This is a genomic window from Flavobacterium eburneipallidum (assembly GCF_027111355.2).
Lineage (GTDB): Bacteria > Bacteroidota > Bacteroidia > Flavobacteriales > Flavobacteriaceae > Flavobacterium > Flavobacterium eburneipallidum.
In genome coordinates this window covers 99,894-119,259 of sequence record NZ_CP114291.2, presented here as the reverse complement: position 1 = coordinate 119,259, position 19,366 = coordinate 99,894, and the positions used below count along the sequence as shown (strand labels likewise).

At 34.4% G+C, this 19,366-nt stretch carries 20 protein-coding genes; 6 read left to right on the top strand and 14 right to left on the bottom strand.

The genetic code is table 11. The annotated features are described in order from the left end of the window. Nucleotides 1-105 precede the first annotated feature (105 nt). Complete coding sequence (locus OZP15_RS00490) at nt 106-1,908, top strand: lysophospholipid acyltransferase family protein (protein WP_269226541.1); 1,803 nt, start codon at nt 106-108, stop codon at nt 1,906-1,908. Nucleotides 1,909-1,934: 26 nt separating this feature from the next. Here OZP15_RS00490 and OZP15_RS00485 read toward each other — a convergent pair whose 3' ends face one another. The 8 genes from OZP15_RS00485 to mutY form a co-directional block, all read right to left on the bottom strand. Further along, nucleotides 1,935-2,396: a DUF2752 domain-containing protein gene (locus OZP15_RS00485; protein ID WP_281336698.1), complete on the bottom strand. Its 462-nt coding sequence runs from the start codon at nt 2,394-2,396 to the stop codon at nt 1,935-1,937. Further along, nucleotides 2,374-2,757, bottom strand: a complete 384-nt coding sequence (locus tag OZP15_RS00480; protein ID WP_269226539.1) for a DUF4234 domain-containing protein — start codon at nt 2,755-2,757, stop codon at nt 2,374-2,376. The genes OZP15_RS00485 and OZP15_RS00480 overlap by 23 nt, the downstream gene beginning before the upstream one ends. 26 nt (nt 2,758-2,783) lie before the next feature. Beyond that, nucleotides 2,784-3,158 carry a DUF805 domain-containing protein gene (locus OZP15_RS00475; RefSeq protein ID WP_269226538.1) on the bottom strand — a complete coding sequence of 125 codons (375 nt, stop codon included), beginning with the start codon at nt 3,156-3,158 and terminating at the stop codon, nt 2,784-2,786. A 141-nt stretch (nt 3,159-3,299) separates the two neighbouring features. Further along, a complete protein-coding gene (locus tag OZP15_RS00470) occupies nt 3,300-4,202 on the bottom strand; it encodes a 2-hydroxyacid dehydrogenase (protein ID WP_269227838.1) in 903 nt (300 codons plus the stop codon). A 209-nt stretch (nt 4,203-4,411) separates the two neighbouring features. Then, nucleotides 4,412-5,188, bottom strand: a complete 777-nt coding sequence (gene proC / locus OZP15_RS00465) for a pyrroline-5-carboxylate reductase (RefSeq protein ID WP_269226537.1) — start codon at nt 5,186-5,188, stop codon at nt 4,412-4,414. 131 nt (nt 5,189-5,319) lie between these two features. Next, entirely contained in the window at nt 5,320-6,672 is a 1,353-nt protein-coding gene (gene mgtE / locus OZP15_RS00460) for a magnesium transporter (protein ID WP_269226536.1), read from the bottom strand. Further along, on the bottom strand, nt 6,662-7,441 hold the full coding sequence (gene rsmA / locus OZP15_RS00455) for a 16S rRNA (adenine(1518)-N(6)/adenine(1519)-N(6))-dimethyltransferase RsmA (RefSeq protein WP_281336697.1): 780 nt from the start codon (nt 7,439-7,441) through the stop codon (nt 6,662-6,664). Before rsmA ends, mgtE begins: the two co-directional genes overlap by 11 nt. A gap of 230 nt (nt 7,442-7,671) precedes the next feature. After that, the gene (mutY, locus tag OZP15_RS00450; RefSeq protein ID WP_281337496.1) at nt 7,672-8,724 is read right to left on the bottom strand and encodes an A/G-specific adenine glycosylase; all 1,053 of its coding nucleotides are present in this window, start codon (nt 8,722-8,724) and stop codon (nt 7,672-7,674) included. Between the two features lie 132 nt (nt 8,725-8,856). Here mutY and OZP15_RS00445 point away from each other — a divergent pair, with 132 nt between their 5' ends. The 3 genes from OZP15_RS00445 to OZP15_RS00435 all read left to right on the top strand — a co-directional run bounded on the left by OZP15_RS00445 (nt 8,857) and on the right by OZP15_RS00435 (nt 12,207). Beyond that, nucleotides 8,857-9,147, top strand: coding sequence for an HU family DNA-binding protein (locus tag OZP15_RS00445; protein ID WP_269226535.1), 291 nt, complete (start codon nt 8,857-8,859; stop codon nt 9,145-9,147). A 382-nt stretch (nt 9,148-9,529) separates the two neighbouring features. Further along, the gene (locus tag OZP15_RS00440; RefSeq protein ID WP_281336696.1) at nt 9,530-11,074 is read left to right on the top strand and encodes an Rne/Rng family ribonuclease; all 1,545 of its coding nucleotides are present in this window, start codon (nt 9,530-9,532) and stop codon (nt 11,072-11,074) included. 350 nt (nt 11,075-11,424) lie between these two features. Continuing rightward, nucleotides 11,425-12,207, top strand: coding sequence for a hypothetical protein (locus tag OZP15_RS00435; RefSeq protein ID WP_281336695.1), 783 nt, complete (start codon nt 11,425-11,427; stop codon nt 12,205-12,207). Between the two features lie 19 nt (nt 12,208-12,226). Here the strand turns inward: OZP15_RS00435 and OZP15_RS00430 are convergent, their stop codons facing one another. Next, nucleotides 12,227-12,670, bottom strand: coding sequence for a nucleoside deaminase (locus tag OZP15_RS00430; protein WP_281336694.1), 444 nt, complete (start codon nt 12,668-12,670; stop codon nt 12,227-12,229). Nucleotides 12,671-12,723: 53 nt separating this feature from the next. After that, entirely contained in the window at nt 12,724-13,827 is a 1,104-nt protein-coding gene (locus OZP15_RS00425; protein ID WP_269226533.1) for a Fic family protein, read from the bottom strand. A gap of 183 nt (nt 13,828-14,010) precedes the next feature. On the opposite strand from OZP15_RS00425, the gene OZP15_RS00420 reads away from it, so the two are divergent. Together OZP15_RS00420 and OZP15_RS00415 are read left to right on the top strand one after the other, a co-directional pair. Next, a complete protein-coding gene (locus OZP15_RS00420; RefSeq protein WP_281336693.1) occupies nt 14,011-15,780 on the top strand; it encodes a 1-deoxy-D-xylulose-5-phosphate synthase in 1,770 nt (589 codons plus the stop codon). Between the two features lie 39 nt (nt 15,781-15,819). Beyond that, nucleotides 15,820-16,851: a DUF3078 domain-containing protein gene (locus OZP15_RS00415; RefSeq protein WP_281336692.1), complete on the top strand. Its 1,032-nt coding sequence runs from the start codon at nt 15,820-15,822 to the stop codon at nt 16,849-16,851. Between the two features lie 3 nt (nt 16,852-16,854). Here the strand turns inward: OZP15_RS00415 and OZP15_RS00410 are convergent, their stop codons facing one another. Genes OZP15_RS00410 through OZP15_RS00400 form a run of 4 tightly spaced genes read right to left on the bottom strand, consistent with a single transcriptional unit; the run spans nt 16,855 to nt 19,276 of the window. Then, nucleotides 16,855-18,201 carry a deoxyguanosinetriphosphate triphosphohydrolase gene (locus OZP15_RS00410; RefSeq protein WP_281336691.1) on the bottom strand — a complete coding sequence of 449 codons (1,347 nt, stop codon included), beginning with the start codon at nt 18,199-18,201 and terminating at the stop codon, nt 16,855-16,857. Between the two features lie 55 nt (nt 18,202-18,256). Further along, the gene (locus OZP15_RS16285) at nt 18,257-18,544 is read right to left on the bottom strand and encodes a type II toxin-antitoxin system RelE/ParE family toxin (RefSeq protein WP_432419392.1); all 288 of its coding nucleotides are present in this window, start codon (nt 18,542-18,544) and stop codon (nt 18,257-18,259) included. 5 nt (nt 18,545-18,549) lie between these two features. Then, nucleotides 18,550-18,762, bottom strand: a complete 213-nt coding sequence (locus OZP15_RS00405; RefSeq protein ID WP_269226530.1) for an addiction module protein — start codon at nt 18,760-18,762, stop codon at nt 18,550-18,552. 52 nt (nt 18,763-18,814) lie between these two features. Next, on the bottom strand, nt 18,815-19,276 hold the full coding sequence (locus OZP15_RS00400) for an Lrp/AsnC family transcriptional regulator (RefSeq protein WP_281336690.1): 462 nt from the start codon (nt 19,274-19,276) through the stop codon (nt 18,815-18,817). Nucleotides 19,277-19,366 lie beyond the last annotated feature (90 nt).

The window sequence follows — 19,366 nt, the reverse complement described above, 5'->3', positions numbered from 1 at the left end:
TTTTGTGTTTCAAATGTAATAAAAACTTCAAAGATTGGTAACCTAAAAGGAAGAAAATGGAGTTTTTTGTTATCTTTGTTTCCTGCTCAAAAAAACAAAAACTAAATGGGTTTAGTAACCGCAAAAGAAGTTGCAAAAGCAATAAACACGGATAAGTATGGAGTTTTAGGTACTCTATCGGGTTGGTTATTGATGAAAGTATTGAAAATTTCGACTTTAAATAAAATATATAACAGAAACAAACACTTAAAAGAAGTGCCATTTCTGAACGCTATATTAGATGAATTTCAGATAAAATTTGAAATTCCAGAAGAAGATTATAAAAGATTACCCAAGGACGGTGCTTATATTACCATTTCCAATCATCCACTTGGAGGAATTGATGGTATTTTGCTTTTGAAATTAATGCTGGAGAAAGAGCCTAATTTTAAGATTATTGCTAATTTTTTGTTGCATCGCATCGATCCCATGAAGCCTTATATCATGCCTGTTAATCCTTTCGAGAATCACAAAGATGCCAAATCTAGTGTGATTGGAATTAAGGAAACGCTTCGTCATTTGAGCGATGGAAAACCATTAGGGATGTTTCCTGCGGGAGAAGTCTCGACTTATAAAGACGGAAAATTAGTAGTGGATAAAGCATGGGAAGAAGGCGCAATCAAAGTCATCAGAAAAGCTCAAGTTCCTGTAGTTCCTATTTATTTTCACGCCAAGAATAGTTGGTTGTTTTATTTTCTTTCGAAAATTAGTGGTACGTTGCGAACCGCAAAACTACCTTCAGAATTGTTGACTCAAAAGCATCGTGTGATTAAAGTACGTATAGGAAAGCCAATTTCGGTTACTGAACAAAACGAGCATAAATCGATTGAAGATTACTCTGATTTTTTAAGAAAGAAAACCTATATGCTGGCCAATCCTTTCGAAAAAGAAACACCTTTTTTGGCAACACCTACATTAAAATTGCCCAAGAATCCAAAAGAAATTGTTACTGCAGCCAGCCAAGAAAAAATTGTAGTAGAAGTAGATGCTTTGCGTAACAATGATTGTAGATTGTTGCAAAGTAAAAACTACGAAGTATTTTTTGCCGAAGCTAAAGAAATTCCGAATGTACTTCATGAAATAGGGCGTTTGAGAGAAATTACTTTTAGAGAAGTAGGCGAGGGAACAAACGAATCCATTGATATTGACAAATACGACAAATATTACCGTCATTTGTTTTTATGGGATGCCGATGCACAAAAAATTGCAGGAGCCTATCGAATGGGATTGGGTTCCGAAATTTTTCCAAAATATGGAGTCGAAGGATTTTATTTGAATGACCTTTTCCGCTTTGAACCCGAATTACACGATATGTTGCACCAATCCATCGAAATGGGTCGTGCTTTTATCATCAAAGAATACCAACAAAAACCAATGCCCCTTTTCCTGCTTTGGAAAGGAATTATTCATATCACTTTGCATCATCCGGAACATAAATTCTTGTTGGGCGGTGTGAGTATTAGCAATCAATTTTCTGATTTTTCAAAATCGTTGATGATTGAATTTATGAAATCTAATTTTTACGATCCTTATATTGCGCAATACATTCATCCTAAAAAAGCCTTCCGAGTAAAATTGAAAGATGCCGACAAGGATTTTATTTTTGATGAAGCCGAAGCTGATTTAAACAAATTTGACAAATTGATTGACGAATTAGAACCTGGTACTTTACGATTGCCTGTTTTGATTAAAAAATACATCAAACAAAATGCTCGTGTGGTGGCTTTCAATGTCGATCCTTTGTTTAACAATGCGATAGATGGCTTGATGTACATTCGAATTTCTGATATTCCAGATAGTACTGTAAGACCTGTGATGGAAGAATTTCAGGCAGAATTGGAAAGAAAAGTGGCAGAGAAAGAGGAGTAATCAGTTAGCAGATTTTAGATAGCAGATTATCTCCAAATGGATTGTTGTAAAATAGTATCCATTGAATTATTTTGGATAAAATAAATAATTCGGATGAGGTGGTAGCTTATTAGAAACAGTGCCAAACCATAAGCCAGTTTTTTATTGTAAAGATACTCGTTGAAATATTCTTTTTTAGTAATTAATTCTGTGGTAAGCACCGTAATTGTAACCACGCAAAACAAGATAGCAAATGGGCCCAGAATATGATAATACAAGCTTTTTTGTAAATTACCCTGATACAAATAAACCATTGATTTTGTTATACCACAACCCGCACAAGGAAAACCTGTAAGCATTTTGAATGGACACAAAGATTGATCCGTTTCCAGATGATTATCCTGATTGAAAAGCATCAAAAAAAACGGAACTATCAGCGTGATTATAGCACCGATAATTCCGTAGATTTTACGTTTGGATTGTGTATTAATATAATTTATTGATGTCATTTTGAACAATCATTGCTGCTGCCATTGGAAAGAAAAACCCTAAAATGACTAACAAAGTAGAATCGTCTTTATGCGGATAGCCAATGCGTTTATACACTTGTGGCAATCCATCTTGACCTGCTAAATAAAAGAAATATACATTTACAGGAAAGCAACATCCAGCAAAAATAGCAACAGGTTGCGAAATAACTTCTCGTTCTGCTACTGCATTCAATACTTCAGCTACTTTCACGTTCCAATAAATAAGGTACAATCCGCAGGTTAAAAATCCGAGGATCAATACCATAACAGGATCTACTTTGAATACAGGAATAGGGCGATTTGGTTTATTCCAATCTTCTTTTGGTCTTGTTGTTTCCATATATTTCTTGAGATGAAATTAATATATTATGCTTCTGAAGTTCCAATTTCTTCAATTTCTTCGAAAAGATTATCAGGATTTGGACCGTATTCATTAGTTCCTTCTTCGCTATCTGTACATAATAATATGAAATTGTATAACGGAATTAAAATATACCAACCGCTTTTTCCTACATCATGCATTCTTCTTATGCCTACTGCGATGGAAGGTAAAAAAACTCCAAGGCTATAAATAGTTCCTATTAATGCTAGTTCTGGTGCAATAACCAATGGGAGAATATAATTTAATGGAATACTAATAATCATATTAGCCAAAACAAAATACCAATACTCGCTTCTACTTGCTCTTCCTTTGAAATTTGCGTAGTTTTCAAAAACTACTTTTTTGTACCATTCGATCATAATTTTAAAATTTTTAGTTAGTTCCTGTTTTTTGGATTTTGACAACTCTTTTGAGTCGTTTTATTCCATTGGAAATGCTAATATATAAAATATAAGGAAAAGTAGTGTTATTGGTTTCTAAAATTTAATCTAATAAAAACTTTAAGAATAGATCTTCTTAATTTTATCGACAATGACTTGAGCTAGTCGTTCGTGGCTTTCAAAAGTCCAACCGGCGATGTGTGGCGAGAGAATTACATTTTTTGCTTTCAATAAATATCGGAAAGCTACTGGAGTTTCTTTGTGTGTAAAAAGGGTTTCGAAAGATAGTTTTTCGTATTCTAAAACGTCTAAACCTGCGCCAAGAATTTTCTTTTTCTTCAGGGCTTCGACCAAATCAGCCGTGACAATATTTTTTCCTCTTGAGGTGTTTATAATCCAAAACGGTTTTGCAAAAGCATTTATAAAATCAGCGTTAACCATTTTGTCGGTTTCGGGAGTCCAAGGAATATGCAGGCTTAAAACATCTGTTTTTTGCTGTAATTCTTCAAGGGAAACTTGTCTCGCATTTTCATCACCAACGTTATCCAAAATATCATAGCAAAACACTTCAACATCAAAACCTCGCAGTTTTTTGGCGAATGATTTGCCCATATTTCCGTAACCAATGATTCCAACCGTTTTTCCATCGAGTTCATGTCCACGGTTTTTTTCACGGTTCCATTGTCCTGATTTTATTTCGCTGTCGGCTTGATTCAAATTATTAAAAAGCGATAAAATCATTCCTAAACTATGTTCGGCAACAGCATTTCTATTGCCTTCTGGAGCAGCAATCAATTGAATATTTTTGGATAAAGCGTATTCACAATCAATACTTTCTAAACCTGCTCCAACACGGGCAATGAATTGCAAATTAGTGGCTTTGTCCAAAAAAGTTTGATCAATTTTAAAACGGCTGCGAATAACAATTCCCTGATATTCGTGAATTTTTTGTTCAATTTCTGCTTTAGATGAAGTGAAATCTTCGTGATTGGTAAATCCTGCTTCTTGCAATTGTTCCATCATTATTGGATTATTGCTGTCGATATGGAGGATTTTGATGGCTGTGTTCAAAATTTTATATTTTTGAATGAAGATTAACGATTCTTGATTGCGGATTTTGTGCTTGTAAATATTTATTCTTGCTCTTTGTCACGCTGTAAGCGTCTCAATTATGTTGCTCTAGTGTGTTGAGACGCTTACAGTGTGACAAATGGAACAAAACGCCCAAAAAATTATCCCTTTATTTTCTTCAAGGCTGCTTTGATTCCACGAACCAATGACGAACTGAATCCGTGGGTTTCCATTTCGCTCAAACCGGCAATCGTACAACCTTGAGGCGTTGTCACTCGGTCAATTAATTGTTCGGGATGGATATTTTCGGCCAAAATCATTTCTGAAGCACCTTTTACAGTTTGTGCCGAAATAGCCAAAGCCGTTTGCCAATCGAAACCAATTTCGATTCCTGCCTGCATCGAAGCACGAATATATCTTAAAGCAAAAGCAGTTCCGCTTGCCGCTAAAACGGTAGCTGCATCCATTAATTTTTCGTCGATAACTGGAGCAGTTCCTAAATCTTGAAAAAGAGTTACTATATTTTTGGCTTGTTCTGAATGTTGTTCGTTAAAGCTGATACAAGTTGCCGAAGCTCCAAACTGTGCAGCGATATTGGGCATAATTCTAACAGCAATATTACTATCTCCTATCTTTTTTTGTAAATTTTCTATAGATAATCCGCTTACTCCTGAAGCAATCACTTTATTAGAAATAACGGGAAGAATTTCAGCCAAAACAGTATCCACCTGATACGGTTTTATAGTTAGGATAATGACATCTGCTTCCTGAATTCTTTGTTTGTTATCAGTCGAAACGGTGATTCCTAATTCTTCCAAATGTAGAATACTTGCCGTATGTCTTCGGGTTACTGTAATTTGGTTATTCTTCGAAAATCGAGCTAATCCTAATGCTATGGAAACGCCAAGATTTCCTCCTCCAATGATGTGTACTTTCATTTTTTGTATTTTTCTTCTTCCCAATTCGCTCCAAAGTAAGGGGGTTGATATGAGAATGTATTAATTTTATTTTTGACTTAATTGCAAAAATTACTTTAATCGTAATTCGTAATTTTTAATTCGTAATTGATTTAAAATCCTAATATCAATCTGGCTATTGAAAAATATATTAAAATGCCGCAGATGTCATTGCTCGTGGTTATAAAGGGTCCAGTTGCTAATGCGGGGTCAATTCCAAATTTATCTAATAATAAAGGTACAAATGTTCCTATTAGTGATGCAATAATGATTACTGAAACTAAAGCAATGGTTACAATGATTCCTATTATAAATTCAACATTCAAAAGGAAGTGACTTCCTAAAAATAAAATGGTCGCCAGTATTATTCCGTTCAATAAACTCAAAGAAACTTCTTTTATCAATCGATTAAACAAAGAGCCGCTCAAAGTATCATTTGCCAAACCTTGCACAATAATGGCTGACGATTGTACGCCTACATTTCCTGCCATTGCAGCAATAAGTGGTGTGAAAAAGAATAAATTGCCGTGATTGGTCATAGCTCCACCAAATAATCCAAGAACTTTTACAGATATAAAACCGCCTAAAAGGGCTAAAACTAACCAAGGCAAACGTGCTTTTGTATGTTCCAGAATACTATCATCGGCCTCAACGTCTTGCGAGATACCTGCCGCCAACTGGTAATCTTCGTTGGCTTCGTCCTTGATTACATCTACGATATCGTCAATGGTAATTCGACCCACTAATCGACCCAGTTCATCCGTAACAGGAATGGCTTCTAAATCGTATTTTTGCATGATACGAGCGACTTCCACATCTTCGGTATCGACCATTACAGAGTTTAATTTTTTGATATAAACTTCGCTAATGGGTTTTTTTGATGGAGTTGTCAATAAATCTTTTAGAGACAAACGTCCTAATAATCGATCTTCGTCATCCACCACATAAATAGAATGTACTCTCGAAATATTTTTAGCTTGAATGCGCATTTGTTTGATGCACATAAAAACATCCCAATTTTCGTTGACTTTTACCAACTCTTTGTGCATAATTCCACCCGCAGTATCTTCGTCATAACGCAACAAATCGACAATGTCTTTGGCGTGTTCTACGTCTTGCAGTTCCGAGATTACTTCCTGTTTTTTGCTTTGCGAAAGTTCGGCAATAATATCGGCAGCGTCATTGGTTTCGAGTTCATCCAGCTCTTCAGCAATTTCTTTTGGTGAAAGTCGGCTTAATATTTTTTCTCGTAAATCATCTTCTAATTCCAGAAGAATTTCGGCAGTTTTTTCAGAATCTAAAACTTTGAAAATGTACGTGGCTTCATCAAAATCAAGTTCATCTAGAATTTCGGCAACGTCAGCATGGTGCAAGTCATTCAATAAAAGCTCCAGTTGTTGGTCGTCTTTATTTTGAATAAGCTCTTCTAATTGGTGTACCAGTTCTTTGCTGACTTTAAACTCCATCGGCTTCTATTTTTTGAGTCAATGCTATAAATTGTTCTACGCTCAATTGTTCGGGACGCAGGTTAAAAACTTCGTCTTCTCTCAAATTGTCGGACAAATTTAGTGTTTTTAAACTATTTCTCAAGGTTTTTCTGCGTTGCTGAAAAGCGGTTTTCACTACTGTAAAAAGCAATTTTTCACCACAAGGCAAACTGTAATTTTCTTTTCTTCGCATTCGCATTACACCCGATTTTACTTTTGGCGGCGGATTAAAAACGTGTTCATCTACCGTAAATAAATATTCGACATCGTAAAATGCTTGTGCCAAGACTGAAAGAATTCCGTATGTTTTGCTTCCTTTTTTCTCGCAAATACGTTCGGCTACTTCTTTCTGGAACATTCCAGCAAATTCTGGAATTTGATCTCGGTATTCTAATGTTTTAAAAACAATTTGGGTAGAAATATTGTATGGAAAATTGCCAATGATAGCGAACTGCTTTCCTTTGAAAACTTCATTGATGTCGTATTTCAGAAAATCTTTAGAAATGATTTTATCTTTTAATTTGGCATAATGAACATCTAAATATTCTACCGATTCGGTGTCAATTTCGATAACATAAGTATTGATTGGTTTTTCTAATAAATACTTGGTCAAAACTCCCATTCCAGGGCCTATTTCTAATACGTCTTCGTAACCTTCTAAATTTAAAGTGTTGGCGATATTTTTTGCTACGCTTTCGTCTTTTAAGAAATGCTGTCCGAGGTGTTTTTTGGCTGTTACTTTTTCCATAATTGTTTTATTTTTTAACCGCAAAGACACGAAGGCGCAAAGCTTTTATTAAAGTAGTTTTTCTAATATTGTTAATTAAAAGAAATGTGTTTAAAACAAAAGACACACCCTGAAATGCTGTTTTATTGCTAAAAACTCTAGCATGGTGTGTTCTGTTGGTGCAAATTTACCAAAAAACACTTCTACAGCAACAAATTATATTTTTACAATTCGATTTTAAATGGTTTGAATCATTTCTGTTCCGCTAAAATGAAACTTTCGATAAAATTATGAATCACTATTGGGAAAGGAAACGTTTTCAAAGTTTCTGAATTTATTCCGTTTTCGATACTTCCGTCAACTCCTACTTTCCAAAATTTAATATGTAGATGTTGATGCGATAATTTATGAATAATCGTTTTGTCAATACAATCTTCGATACTTATTATATGGTTGTTTTTGAAGAAATCACTTTGAATTTTCTTGGTAATAAAATCAAAATCTTCTGGAGCTTCGGTTTCAATCAATGGAAATTCGTAGAGATTGTGCCAAATGCCTTTTGCTGTTCGTTTCTGGATTATCGTATTTTTATTTTTATCTGAAACTACTAAATAATTAAAGAAACGATTCCTAACCTTCAACTTCTTTGATTTTACAGGCAATTGATTGACTTTCTTTTTTTGCAAAGCGGCACAACTCGTATTAAAAACACAAATGCCACAATTGGGACTTTTAGGAACACATTGTAAAGCGCCAAACTCCATAATCGCCTGATTGAAAATAGCAGGGTTGTCCTTTGGCATCAATTCGAAAGCTAGAGCAGCAAATTCTTTTTTGGCAGAAGCCACAGCGATATCGGTTTCTACATCAAAATAACGAGACAACACCCGAAAAACATTTCCATCAACAACTGGAACGGCTTCATTATAGGAGAAAGAAGCAATTGCGGCGGCTGTATATTCGCCAATACCTTTTAATTTTAATAAGTCGTTGTAGTTGTCCGGAAATTTACCTGACAGTTCGTTGGCAACGAATTGAGCTGTTTTGTGTAAATTTCGGGCACGGGAATAATAGCCTAAACCTTGCCAAAGTTTTAACACTTGTTCTTCATCTGCATTTGCCAAATCAAAAACAGTTGGAAAAGCAGTTGTAAAAGACAAAAAATAAGGTGTTCCTTGTGCTACTCGGGTCTGTTGAAGCATTATTTCGGAGAGCCAAATCGGGTATGGATCTGCTGTTTTGCGCCAAGGCAAATCTCTTTTATTTTGTAAATACCATTTTATCAAGCTGTTGGAAAAATCCATCATTAAATTTTAGTCAACAAAAGTAAAAGTTTATATGATTAAAATTTAATGAATTAGCTTGAATAATTGTTTTTTTAATTCATATATTTGCAACCTCAAAAATTAGTACACCATTTATAAATAGGAAAGAAAATGACGAAAGCAGATATCGTTGCAAAAATTGCAGACAAATTAGGTCTTGAAAAAGGAGATGTTCAAGCAACAGTGGAGACCTTTATGACTGAAGTTAAAACTTCTCTAGAAACTGGAGACAACGTTTACTTAAGAGGTTTCGGAAGCTTTATTGTAAAAACAAGAGCTGAAAAAACTGGAAGAAACATTTCTAAAAATACAACTATTAAAATTCCTGCTCACAACATCCCAGCATTTAAACCTGCAAAAGTTTTTGTTGAAGGAGTAAAAGTTAATAACGAAGCAAAATAAAAATATTTATTAATCAAAAAATCACCCTACTATGCCAAGTGGTAAAAAAAGAAAGAGACATAAGGTAGCAACGCACAAACGCAAAAAAAGAGCGAGAGCTAACCGTCACAAGAAGAAAAAGTAGTTTATAACTACTTTTTTCTTTTTAAACGTTCATTGAAATTGAAAATTAGTGATCAGTGTTCAGTATTTAGTGTTCAGTTAGCTGCTAGCTGAATACTGTAAACTGCCAACTAATTTTCCCCGGGTTCAATACCTGTTAAAATTATTGTTTAATCCATCCTTGTAGAAGTTGATGGTTGATAGTTTATGGTTGATGGTTATTTTACCAACAACTTACAACTTACAACTTACAACCAATTCTTGGATAAAAATTTACAGAGTGAATAAAGAATTAATCATTAGATCTAGTTCCGAAGCCGTAGATTTTGCCTTATTAAAAGATGGAAAACTAATTGAATTACACAAAGAACAAGAAACGAGCAACTTCCAGGTTGGCGATATTTTTATTGCCAAAATAAGAAAACCAGTTGCCGGACTAAATGCTGCTTTTGTAAATGTAGGCTTCGAAAAAGATGCTTTTTTACATTATCACGATTTGGGTCCTAATCTTGCTTCCCAACTGAAATTCATAAAACTTGTAAGCGCAGGTAAAATAAAAGATTTCTCCCTAAAAAACTTTCAGTTTGAAAAAGAGATAGACAAAGATGGCTCGATTACAGAAATCATAAATGCCAATCAATCTATTTTAGTACAAGTCGTCAAAGAACCAATATCTACCAAAGGACCAAGAATTAGCGCAGAGCTTTCACTTGCCGGAAGATTTATTGTTTTAGTTCCGTTTTCTGACCGTGTTTCTATTTCTCAAAAAATAGAAGACAAAAAAGAAAAAGAACGTTTGAAACGTCTTGTGCAATCCATCAAACCAAAAGGATTTGGTGTTATTGTTCGCACAGTAGCCGAAGGCAAAAGCACAGTAGAATTAGAAAAAGATTTGCAGAACCTCATAGAGAGATGGACTGCAATGTGTAAAAAATTACCAACCGCTCATCATCCGTCCAAGGTATTAGGAGAGCTCAATAGAGCTTCATCAATATTAAGAGACGTCTTCAACGATACCTTTAGTGGCATCCAAATAGATGACGAAGAGTTGTACAACCAAACCAAGGACTATTTACAAGAAATAGCGCCTTCGAAAACATCGATTGTTAAGTTTTATCAATCCAAAGACACTCCAATTTTCGAGAAATACAATATAGAGAGACAAATCAAGACCTCCTTTGGAAAAACAGTTTCTATGAGTAAAGGTGCTTATCTTATTATCGAACACACTGAAGCTTTGCACGTTATTGACGTCAACAGCGGAAACCGTTCTAATAAAGCATCTAACCAAGAAGACACTGCCATGGAAGTTAATATGATTGCTGCCGCTGAAATCGCCAGACAATTGCGTCTTCGTGATATGGGTGGCATAATCGTAATTGATTTTATCGATTTGGCAAATCCCGAAAATCGTAAAGTCCTGTTCGACTTCTTGAGGGAAGAAATGAGCGATGATAAAGCGAAACACAAAATCTTACCACCGAGTAAATTTGGATTAGTCCAGATTACCCGACAAAGAGTAAGACCGGAAGTCAACATCAAAACCAGAGAAGAAGATCCAAACAATGGAAACGGCGAAATTGAAGCGCCAATTCAAATCATTGACAAAATCGCTCTGGATTTAGAAAGCATTCTAAAAACCCACAATAACGTTGTGCTTAATGTACATCCATTTGTGGCTGCATACCTTACCAAAGGTTTTCCATCAATACGTTCAAAATGGTTTTTTGAACATAAAAAATGGGTAAAAATCATACCGCGTGACGCTTACACGTATTTAGAATACCATTTCTACGACAAAACGAAGAATGTTATTATTGAATAAAAAACAAAAACCGCCTTTCGAGAGATTGGCGGTTTTTTTGTGTGTCATTGTGAGATTTTCCGAAGCAATCTTTTCTTTAGGAGCTATTTCCAGCTATTCGTTACAATCTTTTTATTTTTAAAGGAAAAATAAAAAGAATTTCCACTGCTATCTGGGCTAGGGCTTGCCTTTTAAAGGAATAAATTTATTACAATTAACATTATTTAATTTTATAAGACAAATTTTATATATTTGATGTATAATTTTTTTATCCAAAAATAAAAGTGTTAAAAAACAGCCTCTATTATATAGATAGAGCTAATATTAATATTGTCGATAGCGGCATTATTAAATTAAAAAACAAAGAATAAATGAAACCTATGAATTTAATTCTAATTGGAGCATTAATTGTAATTTTCGGAGGGATTTTGGGAGCGATTGGTTCATGGAGGCAAAACAAGAGTTCCTCAGAAAAATCTTCAAGAATAGAAACTGGTGTTAATAAAGGATTAACAATTGGAGAAACTACAAATCAAGAATTATTAAAATTACGAAAAGAAAACAAAAAGCTGATCTATCAATCAACCGAACTCAATAAAAAAAATGATGTACAAATAAATACTATTGAAGCATTAAGAAAAGAAAACATAGAATTATACTCCAAATTAGCAAGCTCTTCATTAGAAATCTACAATAACTTAACTGGAGGAGATAGTTATTGTTATTGTTTTATTTTAATGTCTACTTATTATAAATCAAAAGACATTGGAAACTTTTCTTTTATTCTTGGACCTGACAACAAAAGTCCATTAAAAAATATTCAAGCAAGAATTTTTGACCTAAATACTTATGATAAAGAAAATCCACCAACTCCTGATGATCCACCTGTTGATAAATTCATTAATCTAGAAAGTTTAGAAATAGGTAATATTTCCAAAGTATCTTCAGATAAATTTCACCTTGACAAAAAGAAGGGAGTTAATTTAAATATTTTTTTTTACGCAAATAATGGCGAGTTTACTCAACTACTTCGTATGCGTTTTGTCAATGATGAATGGACTACTGCAACAATTGTTAAACGCCACGGCATTATTATATTTAAAAAAATAGATAAAAATTACCCAGAAAAAAATTTTGATAAAATATTCAAATAAAACAAAAATCAATTGGAAATCACTTTCTCTTTCTAGCAAAAAAAGCCTTCATCAATTCCGAAGCTTCATTTGCCAAAACCCCACGAACGACAGTAGTTTTTGGATGCAATTGGGTTCCCATTTTCTCGAAACCACGATGTTCATCGCTGGCTCCAAAAACAATTTTTGAAATCTGGCTCCAATACAAAGCTCCAGCACACATTTGGCAAGGCTCCAAAGTAACATAAAGCGTGCACTCCGTTAAATATTTCCCTCCCAAGAAATTGGCCGCCGCGGTTATGGCTTGCATTTCAGCGTGGGCAGTGACATCGTTGAGCATTTCGGTGAGATTGTGGCCTCGGGCAATAACTTTATTGTCGATAACGATTAGTGCACCAACAGGAATTTCGTCTTTTTCAAAAGCCATTTCTGCCTCTTGCAAGGCTTTCTTCATAAAATATTCGTCGGTGAAAGGGTTTTCCATAAAGCAAAAGTACGATTTTGAAATAATTCAGTGTTAATTTAAAAATAGTGTTTTTACAGTAAATTCAAATCATAACTTCTATTTCTTCCTTCTCCTTTTGGAATCAAAATGGTTTTTTCGGTCAAATCCTGTAAATCTCTTGTAGCTGTTGCTCTTGAAGTTTTTGTGATAGAAACATATTTTATAGCCGTCATACCTCCTTGAAAACCAGCAACACCATTTTCAAACATTTTCAAAACAGCTTTCAATTGTCTTTCATTCATTTGATTTTTAAAACGGTCTATAAATTTCGTTTTACCTAATGTAAAAAGCACTGTTTGCTTGGCATTTTTCTGTGATTCTAAAATCAATGTAGAGAAATAAAGAATCCAATCTGTGATTTCTAGTGTTCTTTGAGCTTGTTTTAAAGATTCATAATATTGTTTTTTGTTCAGTTCAATCGTACTTGAAATACTCATCAAAACAGGTCGGTTTAAAGATTCTGACAGGCATTTTTCGGCAATTGCTCTACCAATTCTGCCATTTCCATCTTCAAACGGATGAATACTTTCAAAATACAAATGCGAAATCGAAGTTTTAATTAATGCCCTTTTAATATCGGTTGGTTTTACTTCGAAATCATTATACCAATTGATGAAATTTTGCATTTCAACAGGAACTTGGTTGGATGGTGGTGCTTCAAAATGGATAATTTCCTTACCATAAGATCCTGAAACAATTTGCATAGGCTCCTCGCCACTTCTATATTCGCCTGGGTTAATATGCTTGGAAAATTCCATAAGAATAGCATGCCATTCTTTTATCGAAAATTCAGTTAACTTTTCAGCATAAGAATTTCGAACCGTCACCATCAACTTTCCAATTCCTTGTGCATTCTTGTCTCTAATTTGCCCTAAAGCATCTGTAATACCTAAATTTTTCTTAATCGAGGACATTACATCTTGACGGCTAAAAAATTCTCCCTCTATTTCTGAAGTTTTTATAGCTTCTGAAATCATAAAATGCAAAATAGTCTCGTGTTGAATCTCCGTTGATAAAGAATCGACAAGACCTTTTAGTTCGCCTGTTTCCAATGCAAAATCCATACATAATGAATCTATTACTGAATCATCAAAAAGAAAGTTTTTCCAATTTGGATGTTGCCAATTGTATATCATGAGGCAATTATTTTATTAATCGCCTCAAATATAATGATTTTTTGAGGCAATTAACAGATTTAATCGCCTCATTTTTAAATTTGGGGTAATTTTAGAATGCTATTCAAGCTGAAAATACAGTTTGCTCTACACATTCAAAATTAGAATTAAATTTAAAACCGTAAATTTGCTTTTTAAAATCTAATGAAAAGCAACTTACTTCAATACATCAACAATCCAACCGATTTACGTCAACTCGACGAAGCTCAACTTCCTCAAGTTGCCCAAGAATTGCGTGATTTTATTATTGGCGTTGTGGCTGTAAAAGAAGGACATCTCGGTGCTAGCCTTGGCGTTGTTGAACTTACTATTGCGTTGCATTATGTTTTTGACACTCCAAATGATTTATTGATTTGGGATGTGGGTCATCAAGCTTACGGACATAAGATATTAACCGAACGAAGAGAAATTTTTCATACCAACAGACAATTAAATGGAATTTCTGGTTTTCCAAAACGCAGCGAAAGTGTTTACGATGCTTTTGGTGTAGGTCATTCTTCCACTTCTATTTCCGCTGCTTTGGGAATGGCGATTGCCTCTAATTTGAAAGGCGATTTCGAGAAACATCATATTGCAGTTATTGGAGACGCTTCCATCGCATCGGGAATGGCGTTCGAGGGTTTGAATCATGCTGGTGTCACCGATGCTAATTTATTAGTCATTCTCAATGATAATGCTATTGGAATTGACCCAAGCGTTGGTGCTTTAAAAAAATATCTCACTGCTGTGAAAGAGGGGAAAAATCCAAAGCAAAACAACATGATCAAATCCCTGAATTTTGATTATTCAGGACCCATTGATGGGAACGATATTTTTGCAGTGTTGAAGGAATTAAAAAGATTAAAAAAAATAAAAGGTCCTAAATTCTTGCATCTCATCACTACCAAAGGAAAAGGTTTGCAACAAGCCGAAAAAGACCAAGTAAAATACCACGCTCCAGGAAAATTTGACGCTACAACTGGAGAAATTATCCCAAAATCGGAAGAGAATTTGCCGCCTAAATATCAGGATGTTTTTGGATTGACCCTTTTAGATTTGGCAAAATCCAATAAAAAAATAATCGGAATAACACCAGCAATGCCATCGGGAAGTTCGCTAAAATTGATGATGGACACTTTTCCAAAACGCGCTTTTGATGTGGGAATTGCCGAACAACATGCTGTAACACTTTCAGCAGGAATGGCAACTCAAGGAATGGTGGTTTTTTGTAATATATATTCCACTTTTTTACAGCGAGCCTACGACCAAGTCATTCACGACGTAGCTTTACAGAATTTGCCTGTGATTTTTTGTCTAGACAGAGCTGGATTAGTTGGCGAAGATGGAGCGACTCATCATGGGGTTTTCGATTTGGCTTATTTGCGTTGTATTCCGAATATGATTGTTTATTCGCCTTTGAATGAAATTGCTTTGCGCAATATTTTATACACTGCTCAATTGGGGTTGAATCATCCTATTGCGATTCGGTACCCTCGTGGTCGTGGGCAAATTGTAGATTGGCAAAAACCGTATGAAAAAATAGAAATTGGCAAGGCGAATTGTCTAAAAAAAGGAACCAAAACAGTGGTGCTTTCTAACGGAACAATTGGTAATAATGTGACTATGGCTTTGGCTGAAATAAACAATCCAGAAACCATTGCACATTATGATTTTGCATTTATTAAACCGTTGGATCAAAACTTGTTACACACCATTTTTCAAGCATTTGAAACTATAATTACTATTGAGGATGGAGTTATCAAAGGAGGTTTTGGCACGACTATTGCAGAGTTCGCATCGGAAAATAATTACACTTCAAAACTTAAAATACTAGGAATTCCTGACGAATTCATTGAACAAGGAACTGTTGAGGAATTACAACAATATTGCAAAATTGACGTTGAAAGCCTAAAGAATATTTTTTCAAGTTATTGAAATGAATTATTTTTGCATTTTTAATCTAATTATTTGATAATGAAATTACTAAATAAACTATATTTTTTATTAGCCTTAATAATTATAACTAATAGTTATTCTCAAGAGGAATCTTTACGACCAATAGTAGTAGAAATTATTCCAATTACAACATTTTCTGATCCCATAACTTCTTCGGCAATAATAAAATCAAGAGTTAACGCACCATTATTTCCTGTTTCGGCTTGGACAAAAAAAAACACAATAGGTTTTGACTTGAGCGAAATTGCTTTTGTCAATTGGAATGCGGGAGGTGTAAGTTCTATTTCGGGTTTGTTAAAAGGAAATTTTACACGAGTATATTCTACAGAAAAAATTAAATGGACAAATGAGTTAATTGTTCGCTATGGAATTAATAAACAAGATGGATTTAGAGTTCGGAAATCAGATGATGAAGTTCGAATAAATTCTACTTTTGGTTACAGAAAAAACGATGATTCTAATTGGTATCATTCGGCTAAATTCAATTTTAATACTCAATTTAGCAATGGTTATAAGTATCCAAATACAGATAATGCTATCTCTAAACCATTTGCCCCAGCTTATACTTTCCTAGGAGCGGGTGCTAATTATTATGACAAGGCCAAGAAATTAGATGTTTATATTTCGCCTGTGACTATGAAAAGTACTTTGGTTTTAGATCAAACCTTGGCCAATAAAGGGGCTTTTGGAGTAATCAAAGCCACTTATGATGCTGAAGGGAATATGCTTACAGCAGGAAAACAATCCAAAACCGAAATTGGATTTTTGGTAACCAATTATTACAAAAAAGAAGTTTGGAAAAACATCACCATGGAAAATCGCTTGAGTCTTTATTCTGATTACGCCAATAACTTTGGAAACATTGATTTAGACTGGAGATTACAATTTGACTTGGTGGTTAATCGCTATGTTAGTGCGAACATTGGGGCGCACGCCATTTATGACGACGACGTAAAAACCACCGAAGAAATTGGAGGTACAAAAGTAGCTAGAGGTCCTGTTTTGCAATTGAAACAATCCCTTGGTGTTGGGATGGTGTATGCTTTTTAAGCCTTAATTTGTTTTTCTACCATTAATTGTGTCGTATAATTCCAAGGCGTTTCCATCGGTCAAAAGGGAAACGTAATGGCAAATATGCAAGAGTCTGCTATACAAATCTTCTTTTTCTTCATGGAACTTTTCGGGTAACATTTTCAGCAATAATTTGTCGTAATTAGAAGCTTTTCCTTCAAATTTATTATTGAAAGCGGTGATGAATTTATCCAATAAAGTTTGGATAATTTGGTAACCCACAATCTCTTTTTCAATCACCTCGCGACTTTGATAAATGTTTTTGACGCTCAATTTGATGATGTCGTCCATCTGCACCTTGTATTTACTTTTGTCGGTCAAAGCATAAGGAAATTTACCTTCTAAAATAGCTTCTTCGTTTTCGATAAAAACTTTTACTGCATCGTTGATTAAGCTACCAATTGCCAAAGCTCTCAAATAACTAATGCGGTCTTCTTTGGTAGTTAGAGTATTGTATTTAGAAGAATCGATGCTGTCTTTGACTAATTTGATTAAATATTCTAGAGCAAAATCTTCGGAAACCAGACCTAAATTAATACCATCTTCAAAGTCGATAATCGTGTAACAAATATCATCGGCAGCTTCAACCAAATAGGCCAAAGGATGTCTTTCGAAACCAATGTCATTGCTGGATTTATTTGGAATTAATCCCAATTCGGAAGCAACTTCTTGAAAGAAAGCTGCGTCTGATTGAAAGAAACCATATTTTTTATCAGCAATGTTTGAAGTTGGTTTTTTAGGTAAACTCTCTTTTGGGTATTTCATAAACGCACCAAGAGTTGCATAAGTCAATCGAATGCCGCCCATAACTCCTGGACGCGAACTGGACAAAACTGCAAAACCATTGGCATTGCCTTCAAAATCGATTAAATCTTGCCATTCTTTGGCGGATAGTTGGTCTTTGTATTGCTGTCCTTTTCCAATAGAAAAATACTCTCCAATGGCTTTTTCGCCCGAATGTCCAAAAGGCGGATTTCCGATGTCGTGAGCCAAAGAAGCTGCGGCAACAATGGCTCCAAAATCATTCGGTTGAAAACCGTGAATTGCTGAAAGATGCGGGTATTTTTCGATGATTTTTTTTCCAACCAATCTTCCAAGGGAACGACCAACAACCGAAACCTCCAAACTGTGTGTCAATCGAGTGTGCACAAAATCAGTTTTTGAAAGAGGAATAACCTGCGTCTTGTCTTGTAAACTTCGAAAAGCCGACGAGAATATTATTCGATCATAATCGACTTCGAAACCCAAACGAGTGTCGTCTTGCTCAATTCGTAATCGTTTCCCTTTGTCGCCTTGGCGTTTTAAAGACAATAGTTGTTCCCAGTTCATTGTGGTGAGGTTATTGAAAATTATTTTTTTTTGGATTGTAGAATTGGAAATGCAATTATAAACGAAGTCTTTTTGACCAATTTTTAGGAGATCGTGAAGTATGAAATACGCCAATAACCGTTATTTCATTTTCAATAAACACATAATGTATTCCATAAGGGAAGCGTGAAATAAATTTAATTTTTACCTGTTTGTATCTTTTTTGAAACGCTTCGGGATTTCTTAAGACTTCATCAATCCCAGCTTCTAAACAAAGTTCAAAATCATAAGATAGTCCTAGTCTTTGGTTTTCATACCAAAGAACAATGGCTTCAATGTCAAATAAAGCTTCTTTGGAAAAAATGAATATTATACATTCCTAATCGACTTCAAATGATTTTTCACCTCATCCCAAGTATATAATTCGGTTTTACCTTCTTCTAAATTTTGTAATCGGATATCTAATTCTGCTTTCAATTCATCAGATATTTCCAATTCTTTTTTAGAAACACTATCCCATAATTGTTCAGCAAGAACAATTTTTTCGGCATTACTATATTTAGATAAATTCTTGATTTCCATAAATTCTCATTTAGTACTTACAAATTTAAACAAATAAAACTATAAAATCATATCAAATCGCCAAAGCCGTACTATGCTTAATTTCTCCCATCACAAAAATACTCTGTGTATTGCCAATGTTTTCGATGGTAGATAATTTATTCATTACAAAATCTTGATAGCTAGACATATCTTCGACCAAAATTTTCAGCATAAAATCATAATCGCCAGCAATGTTATAACATTCGATGATTTCTGGAAGTGCTACAATGTCTTTTACAAAATTGCTTCCCACGTTTTTGGCGTGTTCTTTTAGTCGGACATTGCAAAAGACAGTCATTCCAAGATTGAGTTTTTTCTTGTCTAACAAAGCCACGTATTTCATGATGTAACCATCACGCTCCAATCTTTTGATACGTTCATAAACGGGCGTAACCGTCAGGAATAATTTACTAGCGAGCTCTTTTGTGTTGATATTAGAGTTTTCCTGAAGGTGTTTTAATATCTGTAAATCGATGTGGTCCAAGTTTTCCATAGTTTTTTTTACTGCTAGAATTCAATCTAAAGGTTTTGTAAAGATAAAATTACTGTAATAATTTCAAAATACAATTCATTAAACTTAAAT

Bases quoted from the DNA above. Each gene is read 5' to 3' on its own strand.
- OZP15_RS00490 (WP_269226541.1), top strand. From the start codon at position 106: ATGGGTTTAGTAACCGCAAAAGAAGTTGCAAAAGCAATAAACACGGAT.
- OZP15_RS00485 (WP_281336698.1), bottom strand. From the start codon at position 2,396: ATGACATCAATAAATTATATTAATACACAATCCAAACGTAAAATCTAC.
- OZP15_RS00480 (WP_269226539.1), bottom strand. From the start codon at position 2,757: ATGGAAACAACAAGACCAAAAGAAGATTGGAATAAACCAAATCGCCCT.
- OZP15_RS00475 (WP_269226538.1), bottom strand. From the start codon at position 3,158: ATGATCGAATGGTACAAAAAAGTAGTTTTTGAAAACTACGCAAATTTC.
- OZP15_RS00470 (WP_269227838.1), bottom strand. From the start codon at position 4,202: ATGATGGAACAATTGCAAGAAGCAGGATTTACCAATCACGAAGATTTC.
- proC (WP_269226537.1), bottom strand. From the start codon at position 5,188: ATGAAAGTACACATCATTGGAGGAGGAAATCTTGGCGTTTCCATAGCA.
- mgtE (WP_269226536.1), bottom strand. From the start codon at position 6,672: ATGGAGTTTAAAGTCAGCAAAGAACTGGTACACCAATTAGAAGAGCTT.
- rsmA (WP_281336697.1), bottom strand. From the start codon at position 7,441: ATGGAAAAAGTAACAGCCAAAAAACACCTCGGACAGCATTTCTTAAAA.
- mutY (WP_281337496.1), bottom strand. From the start codon at position 8,724: ATGGATTTTTCCAACAGCTTGATAAAATGGTATTTACAAAATAAAAGA.
- OZP15_RS00445 (WP_269226535.1), top strand. From the start codon at position 8,857: ATGACGAAAGCAGATATCGTTGCAAAAATTGCAGACAAATTAGGTCTT.
- OZP15_RS00435 (WP_281336695.1), top strand. From the start codon at position 11,425: ATGAAACCTATGAATTTAATTCTAATTGGAGCATTAATTGTAATTTTC.
- OZP15_RS00430 (WP_281336694.1), bottom strand. From the start codon at position 12,670: ATGGAAAACCCTTTCACCGACGAATATTTTATGAAGAAAGCCTTGCAA.
- OZP15_RS00425 (WP_269226533.1), bottom strand. From the start codon at position 13,827: ATGATATACAATTGGCAACATCCAAATTGGAAAAACTTTCTTTTTGAT.
- OZP15_RS00420 (WP_281336693.1), top strand. From the start codon at position 14,011: ATGAAAAGCAACTTACTTCAATACATCAACAATCCAACCGATTTACGT.
- OZP15_RS00415 (WP_281336692.1), top strand. From the start codon at position 15,820: ATGAAATTACTAAATAAACTATATTTTTTATTAGCCTTAATAATTATA.
- OZP15_RS00410 (WP_281336691.1), bottom strand. From the start codon at position 18,201: ATGAACTGGGAACAACTATTGTCTTTAAAACGCCAAGGCGACAAAGGG.
- OZP15_RS00405 (WP_269226530.1), bottom strand. From the start codon at position 18,762: ATGGAAATCAAGAATTTATCTAAATATAGTAATGCCGAAAAAATTGTT.
- OZP15_RS00400 (WP_281336690.1), bottom strand. From the start codon at position 19,276: ATGGAAAACTTGGACCACATCGATTTACAGATATTAAAACACCTTCAG.